Genomic DNA, 16,290 nt, shown 5'->3' on the forward strand with positions numbered 1-16,290 from the left:
TGCCCGATGGGTCGAACCAGGTCAGCGGCCCGTACGGGGAGCGGGCGTACGGGTACGGCCGGTCGGACCGTACGCGTAACCGACCCTGCCCCTGGGCGCGTTGAACAGGTATGGCGGAGAACGCGAGCAACAACGAACCGGAGCCTTCGGACGGCCTGCGGGCATTCGGGGCCGTGGTCAAGGGCGAGCGCCGCGCCCACCAGTCCCAGCTCAGGTATGTCCTTGCCGGCGCCCAACGAACCGGCGGCGTCCGCCGCATCGGCGACGTGATCACCGAACGACTTCACGTCATCCTGAAAGCCCCGCTCACGGCAGAACCCATGAATTCCGGCCGCGTCTGAGTCATCGGGACCTCGTAGCCGTACCTCCGTTCGCCGGAGCTCTTAAGCGAAGGGGACAGGCCGTGACGACGCTACTCAACAGCCGGGCCGGGCGGCGGCAGACCATGCGCCGGATCCGGCCGCGCCGTTCGCCCGCCGTGCCGCTGCTCGTGCTCAGCTGGACGGGGGCCGCGGCGGTGCTGTCGCTGTGGTGGCGGAACACCCCCAACGTGGAGGGCACCACCCAGTGGCTCACCGGGGCCGGACGGCTCAGCGGCCTGCTCGGGGGATACGTACTGGCGCTGGTGGTGCTGCTGATGGCGCGGGTGCCCGCGCTGGAGCGGCGGGTGGGGTCGGACCGGGTGGCCCGGTGGCACGCGATGAGCGGGCGGTACGCCCTGTGTCTGATCGTGGCGCATGTGGGCCTGATCGTCGCCGGGTACGCCGAACAGGCGGGCACCGGACTGGTCGAGCAGGCCGTGACGGTGGTGACGGACTTCCCCGACATGCTCGAGGCGACCATCGGCACCGTGGCGCTGGTGGTGATCGGGCTGATCTCGGCGGGGATGGTGCGCCGCCGGATCTCCTACGAGGTCTGGTACTACCTGCATCTGCTGACCTATGGCGCGGTGTTCCTGACGTTCTGGCACCAGCTCTCCACCGGTGCGGAGTTCGTCGGGGACGAGACGGCCAGGACCGCGTGGTACGCGCTGTACGGCACGGTCACCGCGCTGGTGGTCTGGTACCGGCTGCTGATGCCGCTGCGGCTGAACCTGCGGCACCGGATGCGGGTGGCGTCCGTGGTGCAGGAGGCGCCGGGGATGGTGTCGGTGCTGATCAAGGGGCGGCGGCTGCACCGGCTGGGCGCCGAGGCGGGACAGTTCTTCCGGTGGCGCTTCCTGGCGCCCGGACTGCGCTGGGGCTCCCATCCGTACTCGCTGTCCGCGCCGCCCCGGCCGCAGCTGCTGCGGATCACCGTGAAGGCGGTGGGCGGGCACAGCTCCGGGCTGGCCTCGCTCGAGCCCGGTACCCGGGTGTGGGCGGAGGGGCCGTACGGGGCGATGACCGCGGGGCGGCGCAGCCGCGGCAAGGTGCTGATGATCGCCGGCGGGGCCGGGATCACCCCGATCCGGGCGCTGTTCGAGACGCTGCCCGGCCGGGGCGGCGACCTCACCCTGCTGTACCGCGCCCGGAGCGTGGACGATCTGGCGCTGTGGGGGGAGCTGAAGCAGATCGCGAACGAACGGGGGGCCCGGCTGCTGTACGCGGTGAACGGCCCGGACGGCGCCCGTCCGGAGATCACCGCGGAGCGGCTGCGGTCGCTGCTGCCCGATGTCGAGGACCACGACGTCTATCTGTGCGGGCCGCCGGGACTGGCCGAGCACGCGTACGGGGCGCTGCGCGAGGCCGGTGTGCCGGACCGCCGCATCCACCACGAATCCTTCGAGCTGTGACCGTCCGGCCCGGTGCGACCGGGCCGGACGCCCTGACCGACGTTCCCCCGCTGTGACCGAGGTGAAGCCATGAAGAGGAAGCATCCGCTGCGCCGCATCATCCTGGGCACGGCCGCGACCGTCGCCGGTGTGGTGGCGCTGCTCGCCCTGAAACAGCCCGGTTCGGGCGGGGAGACCGTCGCCCAGCCCGGAGCGGCCGGACAGGCGCCGCCGGCCGCCGCCACCGCACCGGCGGACGGCGGCGCCGCGCAGGGCGGCAAGGCGGGCGGCGGCAAGGCGGGCGGCGGGGGCGCCGCCACCCGGACCGTCACCGGGGACGAGGCGCGGACCCAGTACGGGCCCGTACAGGTGGCCCTCACCCTCAGCGGGACGAAGATCACCTCGGCACAGGCGGTCAAGACCCCCGACACCGAGCCCCAGAGCGTGCAGATCGCCAAGGACGCGGTGCCCAAGCTCAATCAGCAGGCGGTGGCCGCGGCGAAGGTGGACACCGTCTCCGGTGCCACCTACACCAGTCAGGGGTACGCCACCTCGCTCCAGAGCGCCCTCGACAAGGCAGGTGTGAAATGAGCTGTGAACTCGAACCGCTGCGCCATGTCGAACACGTCATGGGCACCGTCTTCTCCTTCGATGTGCGCGAGGTGGAGGAGGCGGCCCGGCCACGGGTGCAGGCCGCACTGGACGGGGCCGTGGTGGGGCTGCACCGGGTGGACGAGCTGTTCTCCCCGTTCCGGCCGGAGAGCCAGATCAGCAGGGTGGCCCGCGGTGAGCTGACACCGGCGCAGTGCGATCCGGACGTCCGCGATGTGCTGCGGATGTGCGAGGACGCCGAGTACCGCAGCGGCGGCTGGTTCAGCGCCCGCTACGCCGGTGGAACGCCGGATCCGACCGGTCTGGTCAAGGGGTGGGCGGTGGAACGTGCCGCCCGGATGCTGGTCTCGGCGGGCGCCGGGTCGGTGTGTGTCAACGGTGGCGGTGATGTGCAGGTGCACGGCGGGCCATGGCGGGTGGGAGTGGCCGATCCGCATCGGCGCGGTGAGCTGATCGCCGTCGTGGAGGCGCAGGGCGAGCTGGCGGTGGCGACCTCGGGCCCGGCCGAGCGGGGCTGCCACGTCCTGGACCCGCACACCGGTCTCCCCCCGGTGCGGGGACTGGCCTCGGTCACCGTGCTCGCCACCAGTCTGGCCGACGCGGACGCCTGGGCGACGGCGGCCTGCGCGATGGGCGCGGAACGGGCCCGCCCGTGGCTGCAACGGCTGGCCGGGGCCGAGGCGTTCGTGGTCACGGCGGCCGGTACCACCTGGCAGACCAGCGGCTTCGCCCGGTACGCGGCGGACCTGTGCGGGGTGTGAACCGGGCGCCCCCGTACTCCCGCGAACCCGGATCCCGTGATCAGCGGTGGCCGCGCACGGCGTCCGCGAGCAGCGGGGCATGTGAGTGGTCGAGGTCCCTGGTGGCGGTGAGGAGCGTCAGCGGGCCCTCCGCGGCGCGCTCCCGCAGCCGCTCCACGGCCTCGGCCCGCTCCGGGTCGGCCAGTTCGGCGCGGTAGCGCCGGGCGAACTCGGCATAGCGCTCATGCTGGTGGCCGTACCAGCGGCGCAGCTCGGTGGAGGGGGCCGCGGCCTTGGCCCACCCGTCCAGCCGGGCGTCGTCCTTGGCCAGGCCCCGGGGCCAGATACGGTCCACCAGGACCCGGGTGCCGTCGTCCGGCTCCGGTGGCTCGTAGACCCGGCGGACACGGACGCCGGGCCGGTTCCTGTCGGCCATATCACCCATGGAACCATCCCCGGGGCCGCGACCCCGGCGGATAATGCGCCACATGGGAAAGGTGTACGAACGGATCGACGGCAGGCTGCGGACTTTCATCGAACAGCAGAAGATCTTCTTCACCGCCACCGCCCCGCTGGACGGCGAGGGGACGGTGAATCTCTCCCCCAAGGGGCTGGCCGGGTCCTTCGCCGTACTCGACGAACAAACCGTGGCGTACCTGGACTTCGCCGGGAGCAACGCGGAGACCATCGCCCATCTGCGGGAGAACGGACGCATCACGCTGATGTGGTGTGCCTTCACCGGCCCGCCGAACATCGTGCGGGTGCACGGCCGCGGGGAGCCGGTGTTCCGTGACGACCCGCGGTTCCCCGGGCTGCTGGAGCACTTCTCCGGGGTGGACATCGACGCGCACGGGCTGCGCGCGGTCATCGTGGTGACCGCCGAGCTGATCCGGGACACCTGTGGCTACGCGGTCCCGTTTCTGGACTACCGCGAGGAGCGCACCCTGCACGGTGACCGCTTCCGGCGGGAGGACGACGACTCGCTCGGCCGCTACTTCGAGAAGAAGGAGCACATCGCGCACAGCATCGACGGTCTGCCGGGGCTGCCGCTGCCCCTGCCGCCGAGTCCGGCCTGAGGGACGCCCCGAAGGGGCGCGGGCGGTGTCGATGTGCGGCTCCGCCGCGTGAGCGCGACCGGCCACGACGCGGCCGCGGCCACCCGACGGCATCTCGCGGGCACGGCGGAGCGCTCAGCGCGCCTTCTGGGCCAGCCGCAGCAGATGGTCGGCGAGCGCCTGGCCGCCCGCCGGGTCCCGGCTGATCAGCAGCACCGTGTCATCCCCCGCGATGGTGCCGAGGATGGCGTGCAGCTCCGCCGAGTCGATGGCCGAGGCCAGGAACTGGGCGGCGCCGGGCGGGGTGCGCAGCACCACCAGGTTGGCCGACGCCTCGGCGGAGATGAGGAGTTCACCCGCCAGCCGCGCCATCCGCGCCTCGCTCGCCGACTCGCCGAGCGGGGCGCGAGGGGTGCGGTCGCCGCCCTCGCTGGGCACCGCGTAGATCAGCTCGCCACCGGTGTTGCGGATCTTCACCGCGCCCAGTTCGTCCAGGTCGCGGGAGAGCGTCGCCTGGGTGACGGAGAGTCCGTCGTCGGCGAGCAGCTTCGCGAGCTGGCTCTGGGAGCGGACCGGCTGCCGGTTCAGGATGTCCACGATCCGGCGGTGGCGCGCGGTGCGGGTCTGCGGCACGGACGGACCGTTGTGGTTCGTCCCGGCGTCGTCCTGGGCCTCGGTGTGCTGCGCCTCGGTCATCGTCTCGTCAGTCTCCGGATCGTCGTTCCCCGTGGCCCTCGTGGACTGCGTCCAGGACGGCGGGCAGTCCCCGGAGGAAGGTGTCGATCTCGCCGTCGGCGACGACGAGCGGCGGGGCGAGCCGGACCACGTCCGGAGCCACCGAGTTCACCAGGAGTCCCGCGTCCTGAGCCGCCTGCTGCACCTGTGGCGCGAGGGACTCTGTGAGCACGATACCCAGCAGCAGCCCGGCGCCACGGACCTGGCCGATCAACGGGTGGCCGAGCGACTCGATCCCGTCACGCAGCCGCTCCCCCGCGCGCTTGACGCCGTCGAGGGCCCCATCGGCCTCCAGCGTGTCCAGCACGGCGAGGGCGGCGGCGCACGCCACCGGGTTCCCACCGAAGGTGGAACCGTGCTGACCTGGGGTCAACAGCTCCGCGGCGGGCCCGAAGGCGAGGGTCGCGCCGATCGGCAGTCCACCGCCGAGCCCCTTGGCGAGGGTGACCACATCGGGCTCCACCCCCTGCGCCTGGTGCGCGAACCAGTGTCCGGTGCGGCCGATTCCGGTCTGGATCTCGTCGATCACCAGCAGGGTGCCGGTGGCCCGGGTGATCTCGCGCGCCGCGGCGAGGTAGCCCGCCGGGGGCACCACCACGCCGTTCTCGCCCTGCACCGGTTCGACGATGACGAGGGCGGTGTCGGTGGTGACGGCCGCGCGCAGCGCCTCGGTGTCGCCGAACGGAACGTGGCTGACCTCGCCGGGCAGCGGAAGGAAAGGTTCCTGCTTGGCGGGCTGGCCGGTCAGCGCGAGGGCGCCCATGGTGCGGCCGTGGAAGCCTCCGGTGGCGGCCACCATATGGGTGCGGCCGGTGCGCCGCCCGATCTTGAACGCGGCCTCGACCGCCTCCGCGCCGGAGTTGGAGAAGTAGACCCGCCCGGCCCGGCCGGAGAGCTGGAGCAGCCGCTCGGCGAGCGCCACCGGCGGTTCGGCCATGAACAGGTTGGAGACATGGCCGAGGGTGGCGATCTGGTCGGAGACCGCCCGGACGACGGCGGGGTGGGCGTGGCCGAGGGCGTTGACGGCGATACCGCCGACGAAGTCCAGGTACTCCTTGCCGTCGGCGTCCCACAGCCGGGCGCCCTCGCCGTGGGTGAGGGCGAGGCGGGGGGTGCCGTAGTTGTCCATCAGCGCCCCCTGCCAGCGCTGTGCGAGTCCGGTGTTGCTCACTGGTCCTCCCCCTCGTCGTCCTGGGCCGTGGCGTCCGGGTCGGGCACGATCATGGTGCCGATGCCTTCGTCGGTGAAGATCTCCAGCAAGATGGAGTGCTGGACGCGGCCGTCGAGCACCCGGGCGGTGGTGACGCCGTTGCGCACGGCGTGCAGACAGCCCTCCATCTTGGGCACCATGCCGCTGGCGAGCTCCGGCAGCAGCTTCTCCAGCTCACTCGCGGTGAGCTGGCTGATCACCTCGTCGCTGTCGGGCCAGTCCGCGTACAGCCCCTCGACGTCGGTGAGCACCATCAGCGTCTCGGCGCCGAGGGCTGCGGCGAGCGCGGCGGCGGCGGTGTCGGCGTTGATGTTGTAGACATGGCCGTCGTCGGCGCTGCGGGCGATGGAGGAGACCACCGGGATCCGGCCGTCGTCGAGCAGCGCCCGGACCGCGCCCGGCTCGATCCGGGTGATCTCACCGACCCGGCCGATGTCCACCCGTTCGCCGTCGACGTCGGCCCAGCGCTTGGTGGCGGTCATGGTGTGGGCGTCCTCGCCGGTCAGCCCTACGGCCAGCGGGCCGTGCTGGTTGAGCAGACCGACCAGCTCGCGCTGGACCTGTCCGGCCAGCACCATCCGTACGACGTCCATGGCCTCGGGCGAGGTGACCCGCAGTCCGGCCTTGAACTCCGAGACCAGGCCCAGCTTGTCGAGCTGGGCGCTGATCTGCGGGCCGCCGCCGTGCACCACGACGGGGCGCAGTCCGGCGTGCCGGAGGAAGACCACATCCTGGGCGAAGGCGGCCTTCAGCTCCTCGTCGACCATGGCGTTGCCGCCGAACTTGATCACGACGGTCTTGCCGTGGTGACGGGTCAGCCAGGGCAGCGCCTCGATGAGGGTGCGGGCCTTGGGCAACGCGGTGTGCTTACGGGCGGCGGGCCGGGAAGCGGGGTCCGGGGTGGCGGGGCTGGTCTGCGTCATGAGGAGTACGCGCTGTTCTCGTGGACGTAGTCGGCGGTCAGATCGTTGGCCCAGATGACGGCCGACTCGGCGCCCGCGGACAGATCGGCGGTGATCCGCACTTCGCGGTAGCGCATATCGACCAGTTCACGGTCCTCGCCGACCGAACCGTTCTTGCAGACCCACACATCGTTGATGGCGACGTTGAGCTGGTCGGGGTCGAAGACGGCGGAGGTGGTGCCGATCGCGGAGAGCACCCGGCCCCAGTTGGGGTCCTCGCCGTGGATGGCGCACTTGAGGAGGTTGTTCCGGGCGATGGAACGGCCCACCTCGACGGCGTCGTCCTCGGTGGCCGCGCCGATGACCTCGATACGGATGTCCTTGGAGGCGCCCTCGGCGTCCCCGATCAGCTGCCGGGCGAGGTCGTCGCAGACCGCGCGGACGGCCTCGGCGAACTCGGCCCGGTCCGGGGCGGTCCCGGAGGCGCCGGAGGACAGCAGCAGCACCGTGTCGTTGGTGGACATACAGCCGTCGGAGTCCACCCGGTCGAAGGTGGTGCGGGTGGCGGCGCGCAGCGCGGCGTCCAGTTCCGCGGCGCCCACCTCGGCGTCGGTGGTGAGGACGACGAGCATGGTGGCCAGGCCGGGGGCCAGCATGCCCGCGCCCTTGGCCATCCCGCCGACCGTCCAGGCGCCGTCCGCGCTCTGCACGACGGCGGTCTTGTGCACGGTGTCGGTGGTCTTGATGGCGATGGCGGCCTTGGCGCCGCCGTGCGGGGAGAGGGCGTCGGCGGCCTTGCCGATACCGGACAGCAGCGCGTCCATCGGCAGCCGGAGGCCGATGAGCCCGGTGGAGGCGACGGCCACCTCGCCCGCGCTGTGCCCGAGGACGTCCGCGGCCTTCTCGGCGGTCGCGTGGGTGTCCTGGAAGCCGAGCGGACCGGTGCAGGCGTTGGCGCCACCGGAGTTGAGGACCACCGCCGAGACCTGTCCGCCCCTCAGCACCTGCTCGGACCAGAGCACCGGGGCGGCCTTGACGCGGTTGGAGGTGAAGACACCCGCGGCGTCCAGGCGCGGCCCGTTGTTGACGACAAGAGCGAGATCGGGGTTTCCGTTCTCCTTGATCCCTGCCGCGACGCCCGAGGCGGTGAACCCCTTGGCGGCCGTAACGCTCATGGAGCGACTCCGATCGTGGAAAGTCCCAGCTCCTCGGGGAGGCCGAGGGCGATGTTCATGCTCTGCACCGCGCCACCGGCGGTGCCCTTGGTGAGGTTGTCGATGGCGCTGATCACGATGGCGCGGCCGGCCGCCTCGTCGAGGGCGACCTGGAGCAGCGCGGCGTTGGATCCGTACACGGCGGCGGTGGAGGGCCACTGGCCCTCGGGGAGCAGCCGGACGAACGGCTCGTCCCGCAGCGCCTTGTCGTACGCGGCCCGCAGCGCCTCCGCCGTCACCCCGGGCCTGACCTTGGCGCTACAAGTGGCCAGGATGCCGCGGGGCATGGGCGCCAGGGTCGGGGTGAAGGAGACGGAGACGCGCGTCCCGGCCGCGGCCGAGAGGTTCTGGATGATCTCGGGGGTGTGCCGGTGGCCGCCGCCCACGCCGTACGGGCTCATGGCGCCCATGACCTCGCTTCCCAGCAGATGCGGTTTGGGCGCCTTGCCCGCGCCGGAGCTGCCGGAGGCGGCGACGATCACGGCCTCGGGCTCGAGGAGCCCTGCCGCGTAGGCGGGGAACAGCGCGAGCGAGACGGCGGTCGGATAGCAGCCCGGCACCGCGACGCGGGTGGACCCGGCCAGCGCGGCGCGGGCCCCGGGCAGCTCGGGCAGGCCGTAGGGCCAGGTACCGGCGTGCGGCGAACCGTAGAACCGCTCCCAGTCCGCCGCGTCCGCCAGCCGGAAGTCGGCGCCGCAGTCGATGACCAGGACCCGGTCACCGAGCTGCTCGGCGACGGCGGCGGACTGGCCGTGCGGCAGCGCGAGGAAGACCACGTCATGTCCGGCCAGGACGTCCGCGCCGGTCGGCTCGAGCACCCGGTCGGCGAGCGGGAGCAGATGCGGCTGGAGGGCGGCGAGCGGCTGTCCGGCGTTGGAGTTGCCGGTCAGGGCGCCGATCTCCACCTCGGGGTGGGCCAGCAGCAGACGCAGCAGCTCGCCGCCCGCGTATCCGCTCGCCCCCGCCACCGCAGCACGTACCGCCATCGCTCCTCCTCAGGTATGGCATGACTATACGATCGAAGGCAGTTTTATGCAAAGGAGGGGGCGCCGTCACAGCCAAGGGGTCGCGGACATGGGAGCCCCTGGGGCAACCGGGGTGACGATCACTCCACTGATCAGGGGTTTTTGCGCTGGTTGGCGTGGAAGCGCGCCTTCTTCTGGCGATTCCCACACGTGTTCATGTCACACCATCTGCGCGTGCGGCTCTGGCTGGTGTCGAAGAAGGCGGCCCGGCAGGTCGGTGACGCACACAAGGCCAGCTTTCCGTCGCGTTCACCCGCGATGACGCTGATCGCGTCGGCGGCGATCACGCCGAGGGCGTCTTCCACACAGGAAGCCGAGCCGAGTTGCCAGCGCCGCTCACCCTCGGGCGTCAGGATCGCCGCGGCCCGGCCCTGAGCGCTGCGGTCATTGATGACGTGGACAGCGGAGACAGGGAGGGCGTCCTGGAGCGCGGCCGCTGTCGCGGCGACGTGAATCGACTCCCTCAGCTCCCGGGCGAGGGCGAGCTGGGCGGGGGTGCACGAGTCCACCGCCAGTCCGTTCACCGTCAGCCAGTCGACGAGTCGGTGCGGCACGGGAATGCGCTCCACGGCGTCGCCATGACGCTCCGACAGAGTCCCCGTGAAGCTGGTCGCCAGCACCTTACCGAGGCGGAAGTCAGGAAACGCGGCACACATGGAACCACCTTAGCCGGTTGCGGCGTGGCTCGGAGAACTGCTAGAACCGTCTTAGCCGGTTCCACGATGGCCAGGAGGTCTCATGCCCCGTCCCACCAGCGACGTGCAAGCCTTTGAAGCCCACGCGACAGACGCCGACCTCGACGATTTGCGTGCGCGGCTGGCCGCGGCGCGACTACCGGAGGCCGAGACGGTCCATCGCGCCGCGCCCGGCCCGCACCGATGGGAGCAGGGCGTTCCGCTCGCCGACCTCGTCGATGTCGTGAACTACTGGCGCACCGGGTACGACTGGCGGTCGTTCGAAGCGCGCCTCAACCAGATCGGCCAGTTCCGCACGACCATTGATGATCTGGGAATCCACTTCCTGCACCGCCGATCCGCGCGCGCAGATGCCACTCCTCTGATCATGACGCACGGTTGGCCGGGCAGCATCGCCGAGTTCATCGATGTAGTGGACGAACTGGCGGATCCGAAAAACGCGGACGCACCGGCGTTCCACGTCGTGGTCCCGTCGTTGCCAGGCTTTGGCTACAGTGACAAGCCGGCCACCACCGGGTGGGGAATCGAAAAGATCGCGGCCGCGTGGGTGGAACTGATGGGAAGGCTCGGCTACAGCAAGTTCGTAGCCCACGGCGGCGACTGGGGAGGTCCGATCACCACGGTCCTCGGCGGCAGGTTCCCGGCGCACGTTCTCGGCATCCACACAACGACCGCGCAGTCACCGCCCGGGTTGACAACGGACGGGCTGACGGCGGCCGAGCGCAAATGGACCGAGGAAACCCACGACTTCTGGGGCGGCCCCCGCGCGGCGTTCGCGAAGCAGCAGGCGACCCGACCGCAGACCATCGGCTACTCGCTCGTCGACTCACCAGTCGGACTTCTCGCCTGGATCCTTGACAAGTTCGCTGAGTGGACAGATACCGAAGACAGCCCGTTCGAGACGATTTCCATGGACAGGGTTCTTGACAACGTCACCCTGTATTGGCTGACGCGGACCGGCGCATCGTCAGCCCGCATTTACTACGAAAGCCACCTCTCGCTCGACCCCGAACTCCGGGTCGACGTCCCGTCAGCAATCATTGTGTATCCCCGCGACATCGAAAAGTGCCCGCAACCCTGGGCACAGGAGCGGTACCGGCGAATCGTCCGATGGAGGTCGCCCGAGAAGGGGGGACATTTCGCGTCGCTGGAGGTTCCCGAGTATTTCGTCATGGATCTGCGAGAGGGCCTCGCGGCAGTGCTGGCCGCCCATCGGTGAACGCGGCTGGGTGCCGGCAAGCGGCCGCAGCAGGAATCACAGCCCTGACCGACCGGCACCACAGCGCCCCCGACGGAGCCGCCGGCCCGCGTTGACAGGGCCATCCCTCTGCTTCTTGATGTTCTTCATGTTCTTCACGTTCTTCACGTGGCGAACCCGCGGAAGACGCCCTGAGGGTCCGCCTGTGCCGCCTCCTTGAAGTCACCGAATGACAGGTTGGCGATCATCAGGTTCGCGTGGATCTCGTGGACTCCGGCCGCCACCGTGCGGAACTGGCCACCGTCCGCCTCGAACTCCTCGTCGCTGTCGCACTCGTCCCTGGTGAGCACCGCCAGTGCCAGCAGAGTGCACGGGCCGTCCGCCAGGGACTCGCGGTCGGCCAGGAACACCACGCCCAGCTCCGCGTCGGCGGACGCCGCGGAGAGCATCCGGGCCGGTGTGGATCCGGCCCACGCCGGATCGTCGACGATGTGGACGTACCGTGCGAAGTCTCCGTCCCCCCAGGGCTTCATCCGCTCCGCACGCACCGCGGCCCATGCCCGCTCGTCGCCGTGGTCGGTCCTGACGATCAGCGCGGCGTGCCGATCGCGCCCGGCCCCCCACGGAGTGTGGTCACCCATGTCACCGTCCGCCCCTCCGCGCGAGTCACCCGCCCGCGCCGTCACCGCGGAGGCTATGCGAGCCCCCTGACACCACCGCGAGCCCATGGGGTGAGTGGCGGGGCCTGATTAGGGTTCGCCGTATGACCGACCGCGTTCTGGACCTGTTGCGCGCCCGCCCCGATCTGGCCGAACTGGCCGCGTTCCCGTTCCACTTCGATGTGCGCCGGACATACCACGTCGAGGAGGTGCACCTGGCGTCCGGTGGGTCGCTGGAGCCGATCGCGGGGGACGACACCGGCGGGACGTATTTCCTGTCCGGGGGATCGGCCGTGCTCCACGCGTCCTCCGAGGGAGGCGCCGCGCTGTTCGCCGACAGTGTCGGCGAGGCGCTCGAGATCCTGGTCCGACTGCCCTGGTGGTGCGAGACCCGCTCCGCCGGACTGGACGAGGAGAGCCTGCGCGCCGCGATACGCGCGGCGGACCACGAGGCACGGAAGGAGTTCGTCCCGGACCTGGACGCGCGACGGGCGGCGTTGATCGACGGTCTGGGTCTGCCGGACCGGCCGCTGGCCGAACTCCTCGCCCGGTCGGAGTCGGCCGCCCGGCGCACCGAGCGGACCATGTGCTGCTCAACTCCGCGGAGCTCGTGGCCTACCGGCTGGACGAGCCCTTCCGGCAGCCCCTGCGCGACATCGTGCTCACCCCCGGGCAGGAGGCTCTGGAGCGGCTGCGCTCCGGGGACCACGGCGCGCGCGAGGAGGTGGCCGGGGATCCGGTGCTGCGGGCCGGGGTGCTGCGCGCGGCGCGGTACGACCGCCGTGACGGTGATCTGCCGCTGCTGCGCTTCCTGCTGGAGTGCGAGAACGCGGAGCGGTCCGAGTGGTACGAGGAGCGGTGGTTGGCCGCGGCGCTGGTGGCCTCGCACGGGCTGGACGGGGACGTTCCGCTGCTGCGGTCGGCCACCACCGGGCAGATCACCGACACCGCGGAGGCGGTGGAGTGGGCCGGACGGGCCGTGGCCGCGGAGAGCGAGTTCACCTGGATCGAACTGGCCCACCGGCAGGGGCGGGTCGAGCAAGCCCGGGTCGCGCTCATCCGCCTGCTGGACGACACGGGCCCGGACGCGGACCGGCTCCGGAAGCTCAGCCGCGCGCTGGAAGAAATCGGCGATCACGCGCAGGCGGCCCGCGCCCAGTTCTGCCTGCTCTGGCTGCAGGACACCGCGCGGGAGCGGGCCTCGGAGGCGTACGTACTGGCGCGCCTGGAACGCCGCAAGGGAGACCTCCTCGCGGCGGGGCGGGCGCTGGAGCGGGCCCGGGCGGCGGTCGGCGCCGACAGCACCGCACCGGACGCAACGGTGCGGGAGTGGCACCGCCGCAGACTCGGCCAGCTGATCACCGAGCAGCACCTGGAGCTGACGCTCGCGGCGATCGAAGCCGGTGACGCGGAACTCGCGCGCACGACGATGGCACACTCCAGGCTTCTGCTGCGCACGATCGCCAAGGAGTCGGCGAAGGAGCTCAGCCCGCTGTCCACCCGGGCGAAGTGGGCGGTGGCCGGGCTTCGTGCGTCCGGTGCCTGACCACGCCTCAGCCGGCCGAACGGGCCGCCTCACGCGCTCCGTCACCACAGTTGAGCGCTGGCCTCACGGGCGGGCGCTGGACGGTGGTGATCCCTCGCCCGCGGCTTCCACAACGGTCTCTCCGGCGCGGGTGCGCGCGTACAGCACCTGTCTGCCCGCGCGGTGGGCGCTGACCAGACCGGCGGTGCGCAGGGCCGTCAGGTGCTGGGAGACGCCGCCGGGCGTCAGCCCGGTGCGGCGGGCGAGGTCGGTGGTCGAGGCGGGGGCGGTCAGCTCCGTCAGGAGTGTCGCGCGGGAGCGGCCCAGCACCCCCGCCAGGGCATCGGACACGGTCACGGGCCGGGTGTGCCAGAGCGTGCCGACGGCGCGCGGCGGGTAGCGCAGGGTGGGCAGCCATGGCTCGACGAGCACGGAGAACACCCGCGGCCACACGAAGACGGACGGCACCAGCAGCAGGCCCCGACCGGCCAGTTGTCGCGCCCCGCGCGCGGTGCGGTGATCCAGATGCAGAGTGCCCCCCGCCCAGGCGACCTGGGGGTCGAGGTCCGCGAAGAGGTGCTGGGCGCCGCCTTCGACCAGGCGGCCGGCGCGGTAGCGGATGTCGCCTTCCAGCATGGTGAGGATCCGCGACCAGTAGGGCGCCAGGGCCAGTTCCCAGTACGCCTCGATCACGTCGGCCAACCGCCCGAGTGCGGCCGCCGGGTCGGCGCGCAGCGCCGCCATCCGTGCGGGCGGCACCTCGGCCGTCGTGTGCAGCAGGGCGGACGGGGTGGCCCGGACCGTCGCCAGCTCCACGTGCAGTGACGGCAGCGGTGTCGTGGGCGGCGGGCAGATGAATCCGGGGATGCGCCCGGCCCAGGCCGAACGCGTCGGCACCGGAACGAGGTCGAACAGCGGGCCCAGATCGAGGTCCGCCGCCGCCAGCCGGGGGCGCACCCGTTCCGCCCAGGTGCGGTGCAGGCCGTGTCCGTCCGCGCCCTTGAGGACCCGGACGCTGGCCACCACCTCCCACAGCGGGGAGATCGCGAAGCGGGTCCGGGCCACGTCCTCCAAGCCGAGTTCGATCTCGATCATTTAGTTCAGGGTAAATCAATGGGAGAAGCGGTCAGCGGTCGCGCACCGTACCGCGCATGACCGAAGCGCACCCTTCCCCGTGGCGGTCGCACGACTTCCGCAGGCTCTTCGCCGCGGGCGCCCTCAGCCACCTCGGCAGCAACGTCGGCTACGTGGCGATCCCGCTGCTCGCCGTCACCGCACTCGGCGCGGGCCCCGGCCAGGCCGGTGCGCTGGCCGCGCTGTCCACCGCCGCCTTCCTCCTCATCGGCCTGCCCGCGGGCGCCTGGGTGGACCGCCTGCCCGGCCGCCGGGTGCTGGTGGCCGCCGACGCCGCCCGCGCGGTGCTGTTCGCCTCGATCCCCGTCGCGTGGTGGCTGGGGGTGCTGTCGCTGCCCCAGCTGTACGCGGTGGTCCTGCTGAACGGCTGTGCCACGGTGTTCTTCGACGTCGGCTCGCAGAGCGCCCTGCCCGAACTGGTGGGCCGCGAACGCCTGGTGCGGGCGAACGCCGCCCTCGTGAGCCTGATGGCCGGGGCCGGGATCGCCGGACGCGGGGCGGGCGGACTCCTGGTCCAGTTCCTCACGGCACCACTGGCGATACTCGGCGGGGCGGTCGCCTATCTGGCCTCCGCCACCGGTCTCACAGGCATCGGCCGACAACGCCCTCCCGCCGTGGCACCGGCGGAACGGCGACGGCTGCGCGCCGAGATAGCGGAAGGGCTGCGCCATGTCTTCGGCAGCCGCGAGCTGCGCGCGCTGACGCTCGCCGCGGCCCTCGGCAACCTCGGCGCACAGATGATCAACGCCATGCTGCCGGTGCTCTTCACCCGTGAACTGGGCCTGCCCGCCGGGGCGCTCGGGGCCTTCTGGGCCGCCGGCGGCCTGGGCGTCCTGATCGGCGCCGGAGTCGCCCGGCGGCTCGCCGTCCGCCTCGGCCACGGCCGTGCCCAGGTGCTGTCCGGCCTCTGGTTCTCCCCCGCCGTGCTCGCCGTCGCACTGGTCGACGACGGGCCGTGGCTGTGGGTGGCCGGTGCCGGATGGCTCGCGGCCATGGTCAGGACGGGCATCGGCAATGTCCTCGGTGTCACCCTGCGCCAGCACATGACCCCCGATCCCCTGCTCGGCCGCATGAACGCCACCGTCCGATTCCTGCTCACCGGCGCCCTGGCCGTCGGCTCCGCCCTCGGTGGCCTCGTCGGCCAGACGGCCGGGGTACGTACGGCGGTCTGGGCGGGCGCGATCTGCATGGCCGGTGCCTTCCTCCCGCTCCTCTGCTCCCCCCTCCGCACGCTGCGGGAGCTTCCCGCGGTCACCGCCCCACTGGCCGGTCCGCCCGGCAACGGGCAGGCCGAAGCACCCCGTTATCGCCATGAGCCCGGCCGGAAGGACGAGCCGGGCTCCGCCGGGCGGCGGAGGTGAACCGGCCCGGCAGGGGACGTGGCGAGGCGCGCGGAGGCCCCGGAGTGGATCCCGACGAGGGGGCATCCGGATGGAACGGTGGGACCGGGCGGGGCGCTGGGCGGGTTACGGGGCGGCTGTGGCGCTGACGCCGGATGCGCTGATCAAGGTGTCGTGGGTTGGTGGGTTCGCTGCGGGGCTGCTGCCGATCGGGGAGCTTCCTGCTCGCCCGCCCCGGCAGCCACGGCTGCCCCACAGACTGCCGCTCGCGCTCTGCTGGCTCGGCTCGGGTCCGCTCTTCGCCTGGAGCGGCTGGAAACTGCCCCTCACCCTGTTCGTGGCGCTCGCCCACCCCGCCGACGCCACCCTGCCGGAGAGCCCAGCCGTCGCCGTCGTCCTGCACGGTGCCGCCGTGGTGGCGGGCATCGGCATGCTGCGCGCACTCGTCGGCCCGCGCCGACCGACCGCCCTCGTCTTGAGTGGGGTACGGTCG

The 16,290-nt window shown here is 72.0% G+C and carries 17 protein-coding genes; 8 read left to right on the forward strand and 9 right to left on the reverse strand.

Annotated features, from left to right (window positions below; translation table 11 throughout):
- Nucleotides 1-110: 110 nt before the first annotated feature.
- The 4 genes from AB0C66_RS25335 (at nt 111) to AB0C66_RS25350 (ending at nt 3,126) form a co-directional block, all read left to right on the forward strand.
- Nucleotides 111-341 (forward strand): hypothetical protein, encoded by a 231-nt coding sequence (locus tag AB0C66_RS25335; RefSeq protein ID WP_362442871.1) that lies wholly within the window; start codon nt 111-113, stop codon nt 339-341.
- Between the two features lie 104 nt (nt 342-445).
- Nucleotides 446-1,774, forward strand: a complete 1,329-nt coding sequence (locus AB0C66_RS25340) for a ferredoxin reductase family protein (protein ID WP_362443310.1) — start codon at nt 446-448, stop codon at nt 1,772-1,774.
- Nucleotides 1,775-1,843: 69 nt separating this feature from the next.
- Nucleotides 1,844-2,344, forward strand: a complete 501-nt coding sequence (locus AB0C66_RS25345) for an FMN-binding protein (protein WP_362442874.1) — start codon at nt 1,844-1,846, stop codon at nt 2,342-2,344.
- On the forward strand, nt 2,341-3,126 hold the full coding sequence (locus AB0C66_RS25350; RefSeq protein WP_362442877.1) for an FAD:protein FMN transferase: 786 nt from the start codon (nt 2,341-2,343) through the stop codon (nt 3,124-3,126). The genes AB0C66_RS25345 and AB0C66_RS25350 overlap by 4 nt, the downstream gene beginning before the upstream one ends.
- 40 nt (nt 3,127-3,166) lie before the next feature.
- Here AB0C66_RS25350 and AB0C66_RS25355 read toward each other — a convergent pair whose 3' ends face one another.
- Nucleotides 3,167-3,541, reverse strand: coding sequence for a DUF488 family protein (locus AB0C66_RS25355; RefSeq protein WP_362442880.1), 375 nt, complete (start codon nt 3,539-3,541; stop codon nt 3,167-3,169).
- 52 nt (nt 3,542-3,593) lie between these two features.
- On the opposite strand from AB0C66_RS25355, the gene AB0C66_RS25360 reads away from it, so the two are divergent.
- Nucleotides 3,594-4,181, forward strand: a complete 588-nt coding sequence (locus AB0C66_RS25360; RefSeq protein WP_362442883.1) for a pyridoxamine 5'-phosphate oxidase family protein — start codon at nt 3,594-3,596, stop codon at nt 4,179-4,181.
- 114 nt (nt 4,182-4,295) lie between these two features.
- On the opposite strand, the gene AB0C66_RS25365 is transcribed toward AB0C66_RS25360, so the two are convergent.
- From AB0C66_RS25365 to AB0C66_RS25390, 6 genes are all read right to left on the reverse strand, one after another.
- Nucleotides 4,296-4,856: an arginine repressor gene (locus tag AB0C66_RS25365; protein ID WP_362442886.1), complete on the reverse strand. Its 561-nt coding sequence runs from the start codon at nt 4,854-4,856 to the stop codon at nt 4,296-4,298.
- A 7-nt stretch (nt 4,857-4,863) separates the two neighbouring features.
- Nucleotides 4,864-6,066 carry an acetylornithine transaminase gene (locus tag AB0C66_RS25370; RefSeq protein ID WP_362442889.1) on the reverse strand — a complete coding sequence of 401 codons (1,203 nt, stop codon included), beginning with the start codon at nt 6,064-6,066 and terminating at the stop codon, nt 4,864-4,866.
- Complete coding sequence (gene argB / locus AB0C66_RS25375) at nt 6,063-7,028, reverse strand: acetylglutamate kinase (RefSeq protein ID WP_362442892.1); 966 nt, start codon at nt 7,026-7,028, stop codon at nt 6,063-6,065. The genes AB0C66_RS25370 and argB overlap by 4 nt, the downstream gene beginning before the upstream one ends.
- Complete coding sequence (argJ, locus tag AB0C66_RS25380) at nt 7,025-8,182, reverse strand: bifunctional glutamate N-acetyltransferase/amino-acid acetyltransferase ArgJ (protein WP_362442895.1); 1,158 nt, start codon at nt 8,180-8,182, stop codon at nt 7,025-7,027. Before argJ ends, argB begins: the two co-directional genes overlap by 4 nt.
- The gene (gene argC / locus AB0C66_RS25385; RefSeq protein WP_362442897.1) at nt 8,179-9,207 is read right to left on the reverse strand and encodes an N-acetyl-gamma-glutamyl-phosphate reductase; all 1,029 of its coding nucleotides are present in this window, start codon (nt 9,205-9,207) and stop codon (nt 8,179-8,181) included. The genes argJ and argC overlap by 4 nt, the downstream gene beginning before the upstream one ends.
- Before the next feature lie 131 nt (nt 9,208-9,338).
- Nucleotides 9,339-9,902 carry a CGNR zinc finger domain-containing protein gene (locus tag AB0C66_RS25390; protein WP_362442900.1) on the reverse strand — a complete coding sequence of 188 codons (564 nt, stop codon included), beginning with the start codon at nt 9,900-9,902 and terminating at the stop codon, nt 9,339-9,341.
- Nucleotides 9,903-9,984: 82 nt separating this feature from the next.
- On the opposite strand from AB0C66_RS25390, the gene AB0C66_RS25395 reads away from it, so the two are divergent.
- A complete protein-coding gene (locus AB0C66_RS25395) occupies nt 9,985-11,160 on the forward strand; it encodes an epoxide hydrolase (protein WP_362442903.1) in 1,176 nt (391 codons plus the stop codon).
- Nucleotides 11,161-11,303: 143 nt separating this feature from the next.
- On the opposite strand, the gene AB0C66_RS25400 is transcribed toward AB0C66_RS25395, so the two are convergent.
- Nucleotides 11,304-11,780, reverse strand: a complete 477-nt coding sequence (locus AB0C66_RS25400) for a hypothetical protein (RefSeq protein ID WP_362442906.1) — start codon at nt 11,778-11,780, stop codon at nt 11,304-11,306.
- Nucleotides 11,781-12,384: 604 nt separating this feature from the next.
- Here AB0C66_RS25400 and AB0C66_RS25405 point away from each other — a divergent pair.
- Nucleotides 12,385-13,344, forward strand: coding sequence for a hypothetical protein (locus AB0C66_RS25405; protein WP_362442909.1), 960 nt, complete (start codon nt 12,385-12,387; stop codon nt 13,342-13,344).
- A gap of 63 nt (nt 13,345-13,407) precedes the next feature.
- On the opposite strand, the gene AB0C66_RS25410 is transcribed toward AB0C66_RS25405, so the two are convergent.
- Nucleotides 13,408-14,418, reverse strand: a complete 1,011-nt coding sequence (locus AB0C66_RS25410; RefSeq protein WP_362442912.1) for a DUF5937 family protein — start codon at nt 14,416-14,418, stop codon at nt 13,408-13,410.
- 56 nt (nt 14,419-14,474) lie between these two features.
- On the opposite strand from AB0C66_RS25410, the gene AB0C66_RS25415 reads away from it, so the two are divergent.
- Nucleotides 14,475-15,818, forward strand: coding sequence for an MFS transporter (locus AB0C66_RS25415; protein ID WP_362442915.1), 1,344 nt, complete (start codon nt 14,475-14,477; stop codon nt 15,816-15,818).
- Nucleotides 15,819-16,290: the final 472 nt, after the last annotated feature.

Source organism: Streptomyces sp. NPDC048636 (assembly GCF_040650655.1).
GTDB lineage: Bacteria > Actinomycetota > Actinomycetes > Streptomycetales > Streptomycetaceae > Streptomyces.

Coding starts and splice junctions, on each gene's coding strand:
- AB0C66_RS25335 (WP_362442871.1), top strand. CDS start 111: ATGGCGGAGAACGCGAGCAACAACGAACCGGAGCCTTCGGACGGCCTG.
- AB0C66_RS25340 (WP_362443310.1), top strand. CDS start 446: ATGCGCCGGATCCGGCCGCGCCGTTCGCCCGCCGTGCCGCTGCTCGTG.
- AB0C66_RS25345 (WP_362442874.1), top strand. CDS start 1,844: ATGAAGAGGAAGCATCCGCTGCGCCGCATCATCCTGGGCACGGCCGCG.
- AB0C66_RS25350 (WP_362442877.1), top strand. CDS start 2,341: ATGAGCTGTGAACTCGAACCGCTGCGCCATGTCGAACACGTCATGGGC.
- AB0C66_RS25355 (WP_362442880.1), bottom strand. CDS start 3,541: ATGGCCGACAGGAACCGGCCCGGCGTCCGTGTCCGCCGGGTCTACGAG.
- AB0C66_RS25360 (WP_362442883.1), top strand. CDS start 3,594: ATGGGAAAGGTGTACGAACGGATCGACGGCAGGCTGCGGACTTTCATC.
- AB0C66_RS25365 (WP_362442886.1), bottom strand. CDS start 4,856: ATGACCGAGGCGCAGCACACCGAGGCCCAGGACGACGCCGGGACGAAC.
- argB (WP_362442892.1), bottom strand. CDS start 7,028: ATGACGCAGACCAGCCCCGCCACCCCGGACCCCGCTTCCCGGCCCGCC.
- argJ (WP_362442895.1), bottom strand. CDS start 8,182: ATGAGCGTTACGGCCGCCAAGGGGTTCACCGCCTCGGGCGTCGCGGCA.
- argC (WP_362442897.1), bottom strand. CDS start 9,207: ATGGCGGTACGTGCTGCGGTGGCGGGGGCGAGCGGATACGCGGGCGGC.
- AB0C66_RS25390 (WP_362442900.1), bottom strand. CDS start 9,902: ATGTGTGCCGCGTTTCCTGACTTCCGCCTCGGTAAGGTGCTGGCGACC.
- AB0C66_RS25395 (WP_362442903.1), top strand. CDS start 9,985: ATGCCCCGTCCCACCAGCGACGTGCAAGCCTTTGAAGCCCACGCGACA.
- AB0C66_RS25400 (WP_362442906.1), bottom strand. CDS start 11,780: ATGGGTGACCACACTCCGTGGGGGGCCGGGCGCGATCGGCACGCCGCG.
- AB0C66_RS25410 (WP_362442912.1), bottom strand. CDS start 14,418: ATGATCGAGATCGAACTCGGCTTGGAGGACGTGGCCCGGACCCGCTTC.
- AB0C66_RS25415 (WP_362442915.1), top strand. CDS start 14,475: ATGACCGAAGCGCACCCTTCCCCGTGGCGGTCGCACGACTTCCGCAGG.